The 13,641-nt window shown below is 66.2% G+C and carries 12 protein-coding genes and 1 pseudogene; 10 read left to right on the forward strand and 3 right to left on the reverse strand.

From position 1 onward, the window contains the following. The first annotated feature begins 1 nt into the window (after position 1). The 3 genes from dxs to HALZIN_RS0115525 are packed head-to-tail and all read left to right on the forward strand — an operon-like array spanning position 2 to position 3,757. Positions 2–1,942, forward strand: coding sequence for a 1-deoxy-D-xylulose-5-phosphate synthase (gene dxs, locus HALZIN_RS0115515; RefSeq protein ID WP_031385100.1), 1,941 nt, complete (start codon positions 2–4; stop codon positions 1,940–1,942). A 39-nt stretch (positions 1,943–1,981) separates the two neighbouring features. Next, positions 1,982–2,752, forward strand: coding sequence for a co-chaperone DjlA (gene djlA / locus HALZIN_RS0115520; RefSeq protein ID WP_031385101.1), 771 nt, complete (start codon positions 1,982–1,984; stop codon positions 2,750–2,752). A gap of 45 nt (positions 2,753–2,797) precedes the next feature. Continuing rightward, the gene (locus tag HALZIN_RS0115525; protein WP_031385102.1) at positions 2,798–3,757 is read left to right on the forward strand and encodes an alpha/beta fold hydrolase; all 960 of its coding nucleotides are present in this window, start codon (positions 2,798–2,800) and stop codon (positions 3,755–3,757) included. A 193-nt stretch (positions 3,758–3,950) separates the two neighbouring features. On the opposite strand, the gene trhA is transcribed toward HALZIN_RS0115525, so the two are convergent. Together trhA and ribA are read right to left on the reverse strand one after the other, a co-directional pair. Further along, entirely contained in the window at positions 3,951–4,640 is a 690-nt protein-coding gene (trhA, locus tag HALZIN_RS0115530) for a PAQR family membrane homeostasis protein TrhA (protein WP_051907562.1), read from the reverse strand. A 45-nt stretch (positions 4,641–4,685) separates the two neighbouring features. Continuing rightward, positions 4,686–5,321, reverse strand: a complete 636-nt coding sequence (gene ribA / locus HALZIN_RS0115535) for a GTP cyclohydrolase II (protein ID WP_031385104.1) — start codon at positions 5,319–5,321, stop codon at positions 4,686–4,688. Positions 5,322–5,503: 182 nt separating this feature from the next. On the opposite strand from ribA, the gene hemE reads away from it, so the two are divergent. The 5 genes from hemE (at position 5,504) to HALZIN_RS0115560 (ending at position 11,163) form a co-directional block, all read left to right on the forward strand. Continuing rightward, a complete protein-coding gene (gene hemE / locus HALZIN_RS0115540; RefSeq protein ID WP_031385105.1) occupies positions 5,504–6,568 on the forward strand; it encodes a uroporphyrinogen decarboxylase in 1,065 nt (354 codons plus the stop codon). Between the two features lie 348 nt (positions 6,569–6,916). Continuing rightward, positions 6,917–7,945, forward strand: a complete 1,029-nt coding sequence (locus tag HALZIN_RS0115545) for an amino acid ABC transporter substrate-binding protein (protein ID WP_031385106.1) — start codon at positions 6,917–6,919, stop codon at positions 7,943–7,945. A gap of 74 nt (positions 7,946–8,019) precedes the next feature. Continuing rightward, on the forward strand, positions 8,020–9,210 hold the full coding sequence (locus tag HALZIN_RS0115550; RefSeq protein ID WP_031385107.1) for an amino acid ABC transporter permease: 1,191 nt from the start codon (positions 8,020–8,022) through the stop codon (positions 9,208–9,210). Between the two features lies 1 nt (position 9,211). Beyond that, the gene (locus tag HALZIN_RS0115555) at positions 9,212–10,321 is read left to right on the forward strand and encodes an amino acid ABC transporter permease (RefSeq protein WP_031385108.1); all 1,110 of its coding nucleotides are present in this window, start codon (positions 9,212–9,214) and stop codon (positions 10,319–10,321) included. A gap of 71 nt (positions 10,322–10,392) precedes the next feature. Beyond that, positions 10,393–11,163 carry an amino acid ABC transporter ATP-binding protein gene (locus HALZIN_RS0115560; RefSeq protein ID WP_031385109.1) on the forward strand — a complete coding sequence of 257 codons (771 nt, stop codon included), beginning with the start codon at positions 10,393–10,395 and terminating at the stop codon, positions 11,161–11,163. Positions 11,164–11,187: 24 nt separating this feature from the next. Here the strand turns inward: HALZIN_RS0115560 and HALZIN_RS0115565 are convergent, their stop codons facing one another. After that, entirely contained in the window at positions 11,188–11,688 is a 501-nt protein-coding gene (locus HALZIN_RS0115565; protein ID WP_035575402.1) for a hypothetical protein, read from the reverse strand. 338 nt (positions 11,689–12,026) lie between these two features. On the opposite strand from HALZIN_RS0115565, the pseudogene HALZIN_RS16980 reads away from it, so the two are divergent. Both HALZIN_RS16980 and HALZIN_RS0115575 read left to right on the forward strand, forming a co-directional pair. Further along, a pseudogene (locus tag HALZIN_RS16980) lies at positions 12,027–12,451 on the forward strand (pyridoxamine 5'-phosphate oxidase family protein). A 229-nt stretch (positions 12,452–12,680) separates the two neighbouring features. Continuing rightward, positions 12,681–13,556, forward strand: a complete 876-nt coding sequence (locus tag HALZIN_RS0115575) for a DMT family transporter (RefSeq protein ID WP_031385111.1) — start codon at positions 12,681–12,683, stop codon at positions 13,554–13,556. Positions 13,557–13,641: the final 85 nt, after the last annotated feature.

A 13,641-nucleotide genomic window follows, 5' to 3' on the forward strand; every position in this document is an offset into this window, starting at 1 on the left:
TATGAAGCTGTTCGACGAGATTCCTGTCGAGCGCCCGGCGACGCCGTTGCTCGACACCATCGATACGCCCGCCGCGCTGCGTGCCATGAACGCGGCCCAGCTCGATACGCTGGCCGATGAGCTGCGCGCCTACCTGCTCTACAGCGTGGGCTGCAGCGGTGGCCACTTCGGCGCCGGGCTGGGCGTGGTCGAGCTGACCATCGCCCTGCATCACGCCCTCGAGACGCCCCACGACCGAGTCGTCTGGGATGTCGGCCACCAGGCCTACCCGCACAAGATCCTCACCGGGCGCCGCGAGGCGATGCACAGCATCCGCCAGTTCGGCGGGCTGGCGGCGTTTCCGCGTCGCGCCGAGTCGCAGTACGACACCTTCGGCGTCGGCCATTCCAGCACCTCGATCAGCGCCGCGCTGGGCATGGCGCTGGCCGCGCGCACCCGCGGCGAGAAGCGCCGGGTGTGCGCGGTGATCGGCGACGGCGCGCTGACCGCCGGGATGGCCTTCGAGGCGCTGGCCCACGCCGGCCACGTCGACGCCAACCTGCTGGTGGTGCTCAATGACAACGAGATGTCGATCTCCGAGAACGTCGGCGGCATGGCCAGCTACCTGGCGCACATCTTCTCCAGCAAGACCTACATCAGCGTGCGCGAGGGCGGCAAGAAGGTACTCTCGCGGCTGCCCGGCGCGCTCGAGCTGGCGCGGCGCACCGAGGAACACATGAAGGGCATGGTCAGCCCGGCGACGCTGTTCGAGGAGATGGGCTTCAACTACATCGGCCCGATCGACGGTCACGATCTGCCGGGATTGGTGCAGACGCTGCGCAACCTGCGCGATCTCGACGGCCCGCAGTTTCTGCACATCAAGACCTGCAAGGGCAAGGGCTTCCGCCCGGCGGAGGCCGACCCGATCGGCTATCACGCCATCACCAAGCTCGAGAAGGGCGCCCCTGAACCGGCGCCGAAGGTGGAGCCGCTGTCGCCCAGCGACCAGCCCCCGGTAGTCCTCAGGGCCGAGCCGCGCAAGTATTGCAACGTGTTCGGCGACTGGCTGTGCGACATGGCCGCCGCCGATGCGCGGTTGATCGGCATCACCCCGGCGATGCGCGAAGGCTCCGACCTGGTGCGCTTCTCCAGGGAGTATCCCGAGCGCTACTACGACGTGGCGATCGCCGAGCAGCACGCGCTGACCCTGGCTGCCGGCTTCGCCTGCGAGGGCATGAAGCCGGTGGTGGCGATCTATTCGACCTTCCTGCAACGCGGCTACGACCAGCTGATCCATGACATCGCCGTGCAGCACCTCGACGTGACCTTCGCCATTGACCGCGCCGGGCTGGTCGGCGAGGACGGCCCGACCCATCACGGTGCGCTGGATCTTTCCTACCTGCGCTGCGTGCCGGGCCTGGTGATCCTGGCGCCGGCCGACGAGGCCGAATGCCGGGCGATGCTCAGCACCGCCTATCATCATATCGGCCCCGCGGCGGTACGCTATCCGCGCGGCAAGGGCCCCGGCTCACTGCTGCCCGAGAGTCTGGAGACTCTCGAGATCGGCCGCGCCGAGGCGCGTCGGACAGGCGGCGGCGACGTCGCCCTGCTGGCCTTCGGCAGTCTCAACGGCCCGGCCGCCGAGGTCGCCGAACGCCTCGACGCCACGCATATCAACATGCGCTCGGTGAAACCGCTGGACCGTCAGGCGGTGCTCGACGCGGCGCGCGCTCATCGGCTGGTGGTGACCCTCGAGGAGAGCGTGATCGCCGGCGGCGCGGGTAGTGGCGTCAACGAACTGTTGGCCGCCGAGGGCGTGCAGGTGGCATTGCTCAACCTGGGCCTGCCCGATGCCTTCGTCGAGCACGGCAAGCCCGGCGAGCTGCTTAAGTCCTGCGGGCTTGATGCCGGCGGCATCGAGGCATCGATTCGCCGTCGGCTGGCCGCCGATCCTTCATCATGAATCGGCGCACCCGCGTCTGACACAGCACACGAGGACACCATGGCAATCCTGATCGGGGCGATTCTGGGGTACATGATCGGCCGCTGGCCGGGGCTGTTGATCGGCGCGCTGCTCGGCTACTGGCTCGGCCGGCGCCTGGCCCGCGGCATCGGCGTCGCCCGGGTCGCCCAGTTGCAGATGCAGTTTCTGGATTCGACCTTCGCGGTGATGGGCTGCATCTGCAAGGCCGACGGCCAGGTCACCGACGCCGAGGTCCAGGTCGCCGAGACGCTGTTCACGCGCATGCGCATGAGCGGCGACATGCGCAACCGCGCCCGCGACGCCTTCGAGCGCGGCAAGGCCGACGACTTCGATCTCGACGCCGAGCTCGCCGAGGTACGGCGCGTCACCCGCGGCCAGCGTGCGTTGCTGCAGGTATTCCTGCAGGTCCAGCTGTCGGCGATCGCCGCCGACGGCAAGCTCGACCCGGCCGAGCACGAGATGATCCTGCGGGTGGCCCGCGGGCTGGGCTGCTCGGAGGCCGAGATCGCCCAGATCGAGGCGATGCTGCGTGGCGAGGCCGGCCAGGCGGGCGGTGGGCCGCCGTCCGGCCAGGCCCTGGAGGACGCCTACCGGGTACTCGGCGTCGAGCGCGACGCCAGCGATGCCGAGCTCAAGCGCGCCTATCGCCGGCTGATGAGTCAGAACCATCCCGACAAGCTGGCCGGCAAGGGCCTGCCCGAGAGCATGCGCGAGATCGCCGAGGCGCGGACCCGCGAGATCACTCACGCCTACGACCAGATCAAGCAGGCCCGCGCCGCCGGCAGTTGATCGCCGCCGGCGGGGCCGGGCAGAGGTAGAGCGAGGAGAGCACACATGGGCAACATTCTGCTGGCGCTGGGCGTCGTTCTGCTGGCGGCCAGCGCGCTGGGCCTGTGGGGGCTGCATCGCTTCAGCGCGCGCCTCGCCCGCCGCGCCGAGGCCGACGTGCCGCCGGCCGGGCGCTTCGTCGACACGCCCGAGGGGCGCGTGCATCTGGTCGAAGCCGGCCAGGGGCCGCCGCTGGTGCTGATCCACGGGCTGGGCGGGCAGCTGCAGCACTTCACCTACGCCCTGGTCGAGCGGTTGGCCGGCGACTTTCATGTGATCGTCGTGGACCGGCCCGGCTCGGGCTACTCCGAGCGCAGCGCAGACGATGCCGGCCTCGCCACCCAGGCCCGGCAGATTCGCGCTGCCTGGCGCGCCTTGGGCGTCGAGCGGCCATGGCTGGTCGGCCATTCGCTGGGCGGCGCGGTGGCGCTGGCGCTGGCCGAGGACTATCCCGACGAGGTGGCGGGTCTGGCGCTGCTGGCGCCGTTGACCGCTCAGGAAGCCGAGGTGCCGCCGGCCTTTCGCGGCATGGCGATCCGCTCGCCGCGCTGGCGACGCATCGTCGCCGACACCTTTGCCGCGCCGCTCGGCGTGCGCTATGCATCGCGCCTGCTGGCCGCGATCTTCGCCCCCGAGCCGGTGCCCGCCGACTTTGCGACACGCGGCGGCGGCCTGCTGGCGATGCGCCCGCAAGCCTTCTACGCCAACTCGAGCGATCTGGTGATGCTCGAGAGCGACTTGCCGGCACTGATTCGCCGTTATCCTGAGCTGCGCCTGCCGGTGACGATCCTGTTCGGCGAGCGCGACCGGATACTCGACCCGGCACGCCACGGCACGGCCGTGCGAGGCAAGGTGCCCGGCCTGAGCGTGGAGACCCTGCCTGGTGCGGGCCACATGCTGCCGCTCACCCGCCCCGACGAGACCGCGGCGTTCATCCGCCGGGTGGTGGCCCGAGCCTGCGAATGATTCGACCTGGTCGTCTGTGGCCTGGATGTTGCCTCAGGTGCCGTGATGATCGCGCGGATAATGGGTTTCACAGAGGTTTGTCCGATTGAGCGCCGTACCGGGGTGTACGGTCGAGTGAGGCAGAAATTGTCTGTGGAATCAAAGAGCAAGCGAGGGCGCGAGCGACCTGGTGCACTATTCGGGTTAGGGCGCCTCAGGCCTGGGGCGCGAGCACCGCGGTGTAGACCGCGAAGTAGTGAAACACGCTGCCGCCGAGCACGAACAGATGCCAGATGGCGTGGTGGAAGGGGATCGCGCGGATCGCGTAGAACACCACGCCCAGCGTGTAGGTGATGCCGCCGGCCACCAGCAGCGTAATGCTGGTATCGGAGAGATAGGTGCCCATGGCGTCGCTGGCGAGCACGATCAGCCAGCCCATCACCAGGTAGACCGCCACCCGCAGCACGCCGAAGCGCTGCGGCCAGATCAGCTTGAGGGCGATGCCGCCGATCGCCAGCGACCAGATGACGGCGAACAGCGTCCAACCCAGCGGGCCGCGCAGATTGACCAGTAAAAAGGGCGTGTAGGTACCGGCGATCAGCGCGTAGATCGCGCAATGATCGACCACCTTGAGCGCGCGCTTGAGGCGTGGCCGGCGCACGCCGTGGTAGAGCGTCGAGGCGCTGTAGAGCAGCACCAGAGTGGCGCCGTAGAGGCTGACGCCGACGATCTTCCAGGGGTCGACGTGGGTGGCGAGGCTGGCCAGCGCGATCAGCACCACCATGCCGGCCAGGGCGAGGGCCGCGCCGATGCCGTGACTGATGCAGTGCAGCAGCTCCTCGAGCAGACTGTAGGCATCGTCGCCCGGATGAGCGGTCGTATTGCGCAAACGGGAATCGGGCATTGCCTTGGCTCCTCGTTGGAAACGAAAACCCCCGACGGGCCCGCTTCAGGGCTTGCGCCGGCTTTCCACGTCGCCCGCCGGGGTGAAATCCTCCAGCGCCATCAAATGGCCGAGCTTGCCGGCCTTGGTCGACAGATAATGTTCGTTGTGGGGGTTGCGGCCGGTGGTTAGCGCCAGTCGCTCGCTGATGGTCACGCCGTCACGGGTCAGGGCGTCGACCTTGCGCGGGTTGTTGGTCATCAGCTTCAGCGAGCGCACGCCGAGGTGCTCGAGCATCGGCACGCACAGATCGTAGCGGCGCAGGTCGGCGTTGAATCCCAGGTGCTCGTTGGCCTCGACGGTGTCGTAGCCCTGGTCCTGCAGATGATAGGCGCGGATCTTGTTGAGCAGGCCGATGCCGCGACCTTCCTGGCGCAGGTAGAGCAGCACGCCGCGGCCCTCGGCGGCGATCCGCTTGAGCGCTTCCTGGAGCTGGTAGCCGCAGTCGCAGCGCATCGAGAACAGCGCGTCGCCGGTCAGGCACTCCGAATGCACGCGGCCGAGCACCGCCTCGCCGATCGACACGTCGCCCAGCGTCAGGGCGATATGGTCCTTGCCCGTCGCTTCGTCCTCGAAGCCGTGCATGGTGAAGGTGGCCCAGGGCGTGGGCAGTTGGGAGGCGGCGATGAAGCGTATCGTCACGATGATCCTCGACTGCGAACCGGCGGGCACCAGCGCCCGGCCGATGTAAACGACCCATGATAGCAGGTTAGTGGGCATGGCTCATCAGCGGCGCGTCGTGTTGGGTGCCCATAGGCAAGGGGGCGTCGGATGCCCGGCCATCCGCTACAATTGGCGCAAACTCACGAGTCGACGAGAGCCCGATGGAACTTCACAACGACCGCCTTCTTCGCGCCCTGGCCCGCCAGCCGGTGGATCGCACTCCGGTATGGATGATGCGCCAGGCCGGGCGTTATCTGCCCGAGTACCGCCGGGTGCGCGGCGAGGCCGGCAGCTTCATGGACCTGTGCCGGGATACCGCGCGGGCCTGCGAGGTCACCCTGCAGCCGCTCGAGCGCTACCCGCTGGATGCCGCGATCCTGTTTTCCGACATCCTGACCATCCCCGACGCGATGGGCCTGGGGCTGTACTTCGAGACCGGCGAGGGCCCCAAGTTCAAAAAACCGGTGCGTACCCAGGCCGATGTCGAGGCGCTGAGCCTGCCCGACACCCAGCGCGATCTCGATTACGTGATGAACGCCGTCGCCGCGGTGCGTCGCGAACTCAATGGCCGGACGCCGCTGATCGGTTTCTCGGGCAGTCCCTGGACGCTTGCCACCTACATGGTCGAGGGCGCCTCGAGCAAGGACTTCCGCCACGTCAAGGGCATGCTCTACGGCAATCCCGAGGCGATGCACCAGTTGCTCGACCTGCTGGCCCAGGCGGTCACCGACTATCTCAATGCGCAGATTCGCGCCGGCGCCCAGGTCGTGCAGATCTTCGATACCTGGGGCGGCACGCTGTCGACGCCGGCCTATCGGGAATTCTCGCTGCGCTACATGGAGCAGATCGTCGCCGGGCTGATCCGCGAACACGAGGGTCGTCATGTACCGGTGATCCTGTTCACCAAGAACGGCGGCCAGTGGCTCGAGCATCTCGCCGCCAGCGGCGCCGATGCGCTGGGCCTGGACTGGACCACCGAGCTCAGCGACGCCCGCGAGCGGGTCGGCCATCGCGTGGCGCTGCAGGGCAATCTCGACCCCAACGTGCTGTTCGCCCGGCCGGCGGCGATTCGCGCCGAGGTGGCGCGGATACTCGACAGCTACGGCGCCGGTCCGGGGCATGTCTTCAACCTGGGCCATGGCATCAGCCAGTTCACCGAGCCCGAGCGGGTCAGCGCCTTCCTCGAGGCGCTCCACGAACTCAGCCCGGCCTATCATGCCGACTGAGCGTGTGGCGCAGGCGATGACTCGCCATCGCCGCTGGCTGGCGCTGGTGCCTGGCGACGCTTGTGCCGGGCGCGTGGCTGACCCGTCCGGCGTGTCACGCGTTCTTCGAGTGGCGCGCGCATGCGGCGTGCTTGGCATTTCTCGAGCGCATCATCCTGGTGCCTGCCGCCAGCCTGCTGCGACTTTGCGGCGCGTCGGCTCTGGCGCTGACAGTGCCTGGTTGCGTTGGGTCTACGTTGACTGAAGGTGACTTAAGGATAGGCGACAGATTGGAACACTCCTTGCTAGCGTTATAGGGCCATGCTTGAGCATGCACTCAAATGACAACGCAAGGGAGTCGATTCCACTATGCGACACAAGAACAAGAGCCTGTTACTGCTGTCTGCCGCCGTGCTGGCTGCCTCCGTGGCCTCCCAGGCCCAGGCGGCCATGCTCGACGACGTCAAGAGTAACGGCGAGTTCCGCTGCGGCGTGAGTACCGGTCTGCCCGGTTTCTCCGCACCGGACGAGAACGGCAACTGGCAGGGGCTCGACGTGGAAGTCTGTCGCGGCGTTGCGGCCGCCGTATTCGGCGATCCACAGGCCGTGAGCTTCACTCCGCTGACCGCCAAGGAGCGCTTCACCGCGCTGCAATCCGGCGAAATCGACGTACTGTCGCGCAACACGACCTGGACCGCGACCCGCGACAACTCCCTGGGTCTGAACTTCGCCGGTACCAGCTTCTACGACGGCCAGGGCTTTTTGATCCGCAAGGAGCTGGGCATCAACAGCGCCACCGAGCTCGACGGCGCCTCGATCTGTGTGCAGTCCGGCACCACCACCGAACTCAACATGGCCGATTACTTCAAGGCCAACGACATGCAATTCCAGCAGGTCGCTTTCGACACCACCGACCAGACCGCGCAGGGCTTCGACAGCGGCCGCTGCGACGTACTGACTTCCGATTCCTCGCAGCTCGCCGCGCTGCGTCTGCAGCTCCAGGACCCGTCCAGCGTCAAGATCCTTCCCGAGCGTATCTCCAAGGAGCCGCTAGGCCCCGTGGTGCGCCAGGGCGACGATCAGTGGTTCGATATCGTCAAGTGGTCGCTGTTCGCCATGCTCAACGCCGAGGAACTGGGCGTGACCAGCGAGAACGTCGACGACATGAAGGCCAACCCGCCGAATCCCGATGTCGCGCGCCTGCTGGGTACCGACGGTCGCTACGGCGAGCAGCTCGGCCTGAGCAACGACTGGGCTTACAACATCATCAAGCTGGTGGGCAACTACGGCGAGATCTACGCCAAGACCGTGGGCGCCGATTCGCCGCTGGAGATCGAGCGCGGCATCAACGCCCTGTGGACGGACGGCGGCATCCAGTACGCTCCGCCGATTCGCTAAGCGCGACGTGATGTCCTCGCACCGCACGCCGTGAGCGTGCGGTGCATTTATTCTGCCCGAAGTAGAGACATTCCATGTTGCGTCCATCCACTTCCACCTCCCGCCGCGGGCGTGGTCCCCTGTGGCGTGATCCGGCCATCCGCGCCCTGATGGTGCAGATCGCGCTGTTCGTGGGGCTGGCTGTCGTCATTGGCTTTTTGGTCCACAATACGCTGGCCAACCTCGAGGCGCGCGGCATCCGTACCGGCTTCGACTTCCTCGGCGAGCGTGCGGGCTTCTCGATTCCACAGACGCCGATCGACTATTCCAGCGACGATTCCTACGGCCGCACCTTCGTCATCGGACTGCTCAACACGCTGCTGGTCTCGGCGCTGGGCATCATTGCCGCGACGATCATCGGCTTCACGGTGGGCATCGCCCGGCTCTCGCCCAACTGGCTGCTGGCCAAGCTGGCGGCGATCTACGTCGAAGTGTTCCGCAACATACCGCTGCTGGTACAGATCCTGTTCTGGTATTTTGCGGTTTTGCGCTCGCTGCCCTCGCCACGGCAGAGCCTGTCGTTGTTCGAGGCTTTGTATTTCAACGTGCGTGGCCTGGTGATGCCGGCCCCGCAGCCCCTGGAGGGCTTCGCCGCCACGCCCTGGGCGTTGCTGGTGGCGATCGTCGCCGCCGTGGCGCTGGGGATCTTCGCGCGCAAGCGTCAGGCCGCCACCGGCAAGGCGCTGCCCGTCTATTGGTTGGGCGCGGCGATCATCGTCGGTTTGCCGTTGATCGTGTTCGTGACCACCGGCATGCCGCTGGAATGGTCGATGCCCGAGATGACCGGCTTCAACTTTCGCGGCGGCATCAACGTCATGCCGGAACTGATGGCGCTATGGCTGGCATTGTCAGTCTATACCGCGGCGTTCATCGCCGAGATCGTGCGTTCGGGCATCCAGTCAGTACCCCACGGCCAGACCGAGGCCGCGCACTCGCTGAGCCTGCCGGGGGGGATCGCGCTGCGCAAGGTCGTGATTCCCCAGGCAATGCGCGTTATCGTGCCGCAGTTGACCAGCCAGTACCTGAACCTGATCAAGAATTCGTCGCTGGCCACCGCCATCGGCTATCCCGATATCGTCGCGGTATTCGCCGGCACCACGCTCAACCAGACTGGCCAGGCGATCGAGATCATCGCCATGACCATGGCCGTGTATCTGCTCATCAGTCTGATGGTATCGCTGCTGATGAACATCTATAACGCGCGCACGCTGCTCAAGGAGCGTTGAGATGGCCTCGACTATCAATCCCGTCCGTACCCCAATGATCGAGGCCCGCCAACCGCCCAACCAGAGCCGAGGTCTGGTCGGCTGGCTGCGTGCCAACCTGTTCTCCAGTCCCGTCAACTCGATCGTCTCGGTCGTCACCATCGTGTTGTTGGTTCGGTTGATCTGGCCGTTTCTGGAGTGGAGCTTGTTTGACGCCGACTGGCTCGGCACCACCCGCGAGGACTGCAGCGGCGACGGCGCCTGCTGGGTGTTCATCTCGGCGCGCTTCGAGTCGATCGTCTACGGCTTCTACCCGGACGTGGCGCGTTGGCGGGTCGATATCGTGTTCGCCTTGATGGCGCTGCTGATCGCCTGGCTGGCGATCCCGCGCTTGCCGGTCAAGCGTTGGGTGGGGCTGTTCACTCTGGTCGGTTTTCCGGTCATCGCCTATTTCCTGCTCCTCGGCGGCAGCTTCGGGCTGCTGTACGTACCGACCCGCGAATGGGGCGGGCTGATGCTGACGCTGACCATCGCCACGGTGGGCATCGTCGGCTCCCTGCCGCTGGGTGTGCTGCTGGCGCTCGGCCGGCGCTCGAAAATGCCGCTGATCAAGGGCGTGAGCGTGATCTTCATCGAGTTCTGGCGCGGTGTGCCGCTGATCACCGTGCTGTTCATGGCCTCGGTGATGTTGCCGCTGTTCGTGCCGTCGGAGATCGAATTCGACAAGCTGCTGCGTGCGCTGATCGGCATCATGTTCTTCTGGAGCGCCTACATGGCGGAGGTGGTCCGCGGCGGCCTGCAGGCGATCGACAAAGGCCAGAACGAGGCCGGCCAGGCGCTGGGTCTGGGCTACTGGCGGCGTATGGCGCTGATCATCCTGCCGCAGGCGCTGAAACTGGTCATTCCCGGCATCGTCAACACCTTCATCGCGCTGTTCAAGGATACTTCGCTGGTGCTGATCATCGGCCTGTTCGACCTGCTGGCGATTATCCGCGCGGGGCTGACCGACACCAACTGGCTGGGCTTCGCGATGGAAGGCTATGTGTTCGCGGCGCTGGTGTTCTGGATCTTCTGCTTTGGCATGTCGCGCTACAGCCAATACATCGAGCGCCGGCTGCACACCGGGCATTAGCATCGGCCAGTCGTCATCTCAAGGCGCCGCATGGACATACAACAAGACAATCCATTTCAGGAAGCACCTGCATGAGCGAAGCAACTGCCTCAAAGGACAACGGCACCGAGCCGATGATCGAGATCCAGCAGCTCAACAAGTGGTACGGCGATTTCCACGTGCTGCGCGATATCGACCTGACCGTCAAGCGTGGCGAGCGGATCGTCATCTGCGGGCCCTCGGGGTCCGGCAAGTCGACGCTGATCCGCTGCATCAACCACCTCGAGGCTCACCAGCAGGGTGATATCCTCGTCGGTGGCGTGCACATGACTCAGGACATCAAGCGCATCGAGCAGATCCGCCGCCAGGTGGGCATGGTGTTCCAGCACTTCAATCTATTTCCGCATCTCACGGTGCTCGAGAACTGCTGCCTGGCGCAGGTCTGGGTGCAGAGACAGCCGCGCCGCGAGGCCGAGAAGAGCGCCATGAAATACCTCGAGCGGGTACAGATCGCCGATCAGGCCAAGAAATATCCGGGCCAGCTGTCCGGCGGCCAGCAGCAGCGCGTGGCGATCGCTCGCGCGCTGTGCATGCGCCCCGAGGTGATGCTGTTCGACGAGCCGACCTCGGCGCTCGACCCGGAGATGATCAAGGAGGTGCTCGACGTCATGGTCGAACTGGCCCATGAGGGCATGACCATGCTCTGCGTGACCCACGAGATGGGCTTCGCCAAGACCGTCGCCGACCGGGTGATCTTCATGGACCAGGGCCAGATCATCGAGCAGGCGCCGCCCGAGACGTTCTTCAACAATCCGCAATCCGAGCGCACCCAGCTGTTCCTCAGCCAGATCCTCGGTCACTGACGTCGCACCGCGCCACACCCATCGCTACAGGCTGGGCTCCTGGCGGGACGGGGCGCCCTTGTTGCTGCGCGATGCCTTGCCTTCCTCGTCCAGCGCCTGGCGCGCCGAGAAGGGGCGACGAGGCTGAACGACCCGGACATTGCCGACGGCTTCCTCGTCCAGGATGGCGGGCTCGGTTGCGGGCCTGGCCTCGCTGACCCAGGCGCTGTCGGGGTCGTGAATCGCCGGTCGCCGGTCGAAGGCGCGCGTCACCACGGCGCCTGGGCCTTGGCGCAAGCCGGCGAGATGGTAGGGCAGCATCAACAGCTCGGCGAGCAGCCGCAGGCCGACCAGCGCCAGCAGCCACAGGCCGGTATCCAGCACCAGCGTCGGCCAGCGCTCGGCCCACGAGCCGCCGGCCAGCAACGGGCTGCGCATCGCCAGCCAGGCGAGTCCGGCGATCACCAGCGTGAGTTGGGCCACCACGTGGCAGAACACCAGGGTGCGCCGCGGCAGCGGGCGGCGCAGAAGCAAAAAATTGCGCATCGTGCTGTTTCTCTCCGATTGAATCTTCACGCATGACGGCGCGGTCGCTTTTCGGCAGTCCTTGCCGGTTAACCGATACTAACAGCTAAGCATGAAGGGAGAGAAACGCCTTTCAGGCGTTCGAGATCGGGCATGGCGGTCTCCTGGTGGCGTCGCTTGCAGCATAGCGTCTGCGATGTTTGCCACGCAGCATTCGCGGGACTAGGCTCAGCGGTGCAAGGAGCCAAGGAGCGTCGCGAGCCCGGGCGTTCCGCTATCCACCGGGAAGGAGGCGTTCGATGTCGAGCCCCGAGCACAAGCAGAAGATCTGGAAACTGATCAGCGACATCAAGGTCGGCATGCTGGTGACGCTGGACGGCCCGCAGCCGCGCGCCCGGCCGATGCATCTGGTCCAGGACGCCTACGACGGCACGCTGTGGTTCTACACCCGGCGCAGCGCCGAGAGGTCTTCGAGACCCAGGCCGACCAGGACGTGTGCCTCAGCTTTTCCGACCAGGAGGAGGGCGTGTATGTCTCGCTGTCCGGCACGGCGCGGCTCAACGACGATCGCGCGTTGATCGACAAGTACTGGAATCCGTTCGTCGCCGCCTGGTTTGCCGACGGCAAGGACGATCCCGACCTGACGCTGATGGAGATCAAGGTCGCGTTCGGCGAGCACTGGAAGGCCCGCGAGAGCAAGGTGTTCCAGCTCTACGAGGTCGCCAAGGCCAACGTCAAGAAGGGCAGCCAGCCCGATATGGGCGAGAACGAGAAGTTCGGCTGATTCTAGCGACCCGCAGCGTCATCCCCCACGCCCGGCTTTGTAGCCGGGCGTTTTTGTTGATCGGCATGCACCATCGCGGTGCGCTGCGCTTTCGGCTATGCTCGGGGGCCGGTCGCTCGGCCGGTAACCGTCATTCGGCGATACGCCCGGTTGTTGCATGGCGATGGCGGCTGACGCTGGGTGTCGCCACGTCATCGTCCGTCGTGGATCGCCGTTCGTGGAGAGTGCCATGTCCTCGTCGCTGCTGGGAATCCTGATCATGTGCGCGGGCGTGCTGTGCCTGGCGCTGGGCGATGCGATCTCGAAATGGCTGGGCGGCAGCTTCGACCCGATCCAGATCATCTTCTTTCGCACGCTGGTCTCGCTGCCGCTGATCGCTTTGCTGGCACGCTTCAATGGCGGCTGGGCCTCGCTCAAGACGCATCGCCCGGGCGTGCACCTGCTGCGCGGGTTGATCTTCACCGGCACCATGTTCTTCTTCGTCACCGGGCTGACCCTGCTGCCGCTCGCCGAGACCACGGCGATCGCCTTCGCCGCACCGCTGTTCGTCACCCTGCTCTCCGGGCCACTGCTCAAGGAGCGCGTCGAGGCGGTACCGTTCGTCGCTTCGCTGGTCGGCTTCGGCGGGGTGCTGATCGTGGTGCGGCCCGGCGCGGCGGGCTTTCAGTGGGGCGCGCTGATCGTCGTCGGCGCGGCGGTATGCTATGCGCTGATGATGATCACCGCGCGGCTCTATGGCGGCAAGGAGCGGCTGTGGGCGATGGTCTTCTACGCCACATTGGTGCCGATGCTGGTCAGTGCCGCCCTGCTGCCCGGCGTCTGGCGGACGCCGCACGGGCTGCACTGGCTGGGCTTTCTCGCCGCGGGGGTTCTCGGCGTGGGCGCGATTTCGTGCATCACCCTGGCCTTTCGTTACGCGCCGGCGGCGCTGGCCGCCCCTTTCGACTACACGGCGATGGTCTGGGCGGTACTGCTCGGCTGGTGGCTGTGGGGCGAAGTGCCGGACGTCTGGGTATTCGTCGGCGCCGGGGTGATCATAGCCAGCGGCGTGGCGATCGCCGTGCATGAGCGCCGGGTAGCGATCAAGGCGCGCCCATCGACATGAACGCCGGGTACTAGCGGCGACAAGAAAGTTGTGTCAAAGCTGGAAGTTAATAATAATCATTGTTATAAGATATTTCACCGCATGA

It is taken from the genome of Halomonas zincidurans B6, assembly GCF_000731955.1.
GTDB classification, from domain to species: domain Bacteria; phylum Pseudomonadota; class Gammaproteobacteria; order Pseudomonadales; family Halomonadaceae; genus Modicisalibacter; species Modicisalibacter zincidurans.

Excerpts from the sequence above, each read along its gene's own strand:
- dxs (WP_031385100.1), top strand. The coding sequence starts at position 2 with ATGAAGCTGTTCGACGAGATTCCTGTCGAGCGCCCGGCGACGCCGTTG.
- djlA (WP_031385101.1), top strand. The coding sequence starts at position 1,982 with ATGGCAATCCTGATCGGGGCGATTCTGGGGTACATGATCGGCCGCTGG.
- HALZIN_RS0115525 (WP_031385102.1), top strand. The coding sequence starts at position 2,798 with ATGGGCAACATTCTGCTGGCGCTGGGCGTCGTTCTGCTGGCGGCCAGC.
- trhA (WP_051907562.1), bottom strand. The coding sequence starts at position 4,640 with ATGCCCGATTCCCGTTTGCGCAATACGACCGCTCATCCGGGCGACGAT.
- hemE (WP_031385105.1), top strand. The coding sequence starts at position 5,504 with ATGGAACTTCACAACGACCGCCTTCTTCGCGCCCTGGCCCGCCAGCCG.
- HALZIN_RS0115545 (WP_031385106.1), top strand. The coding sequence starts at position 6,917 with ATGCGACACAAGAACAAGAGCCTGTTACTGCTGTCTGCCGCCGTGCTG.
- HALZIN_RS0115550 (WP_031385107.1), top strand. The coding sequence starts at position 8,020 with ATGTTGCGTCCATCCACTTCCACCTCCCGCCGCGGGCGTGGTCCCCTG.
- HALZIN_RS0115555 (WP_031385108.1), top strand. The coding sequence starts at position 9,212 with ATGGCCTCGACTATCAATCCCGTCCGTACCCCAATGATCGAGGCCCGC.
- HALZIN_RS0115560 (WP_031385109.1), top strand. The coding sequence starts at position 10,393 with ATGAGCGAAGCAACTGCCTCAAAGGACAACGGCACCGAGCCGATGATC.
- HALZIN_RS0115565 (WP_035575402.1), bottom strand. The coding sequence starts at position 11,688 with ATGCGCAATTTTTTGCTTCTGCGCCGCCCGCTGCCGCGGCGCACCCTG.
- HALZIN_RS0115575 (WP_031385111.1), top strand. The coding sequence starts at position 12,681 with ATGTCCTCGTCGCTGCTGGGAATCCTGATCATGTGCGCGGGCGTGCTG.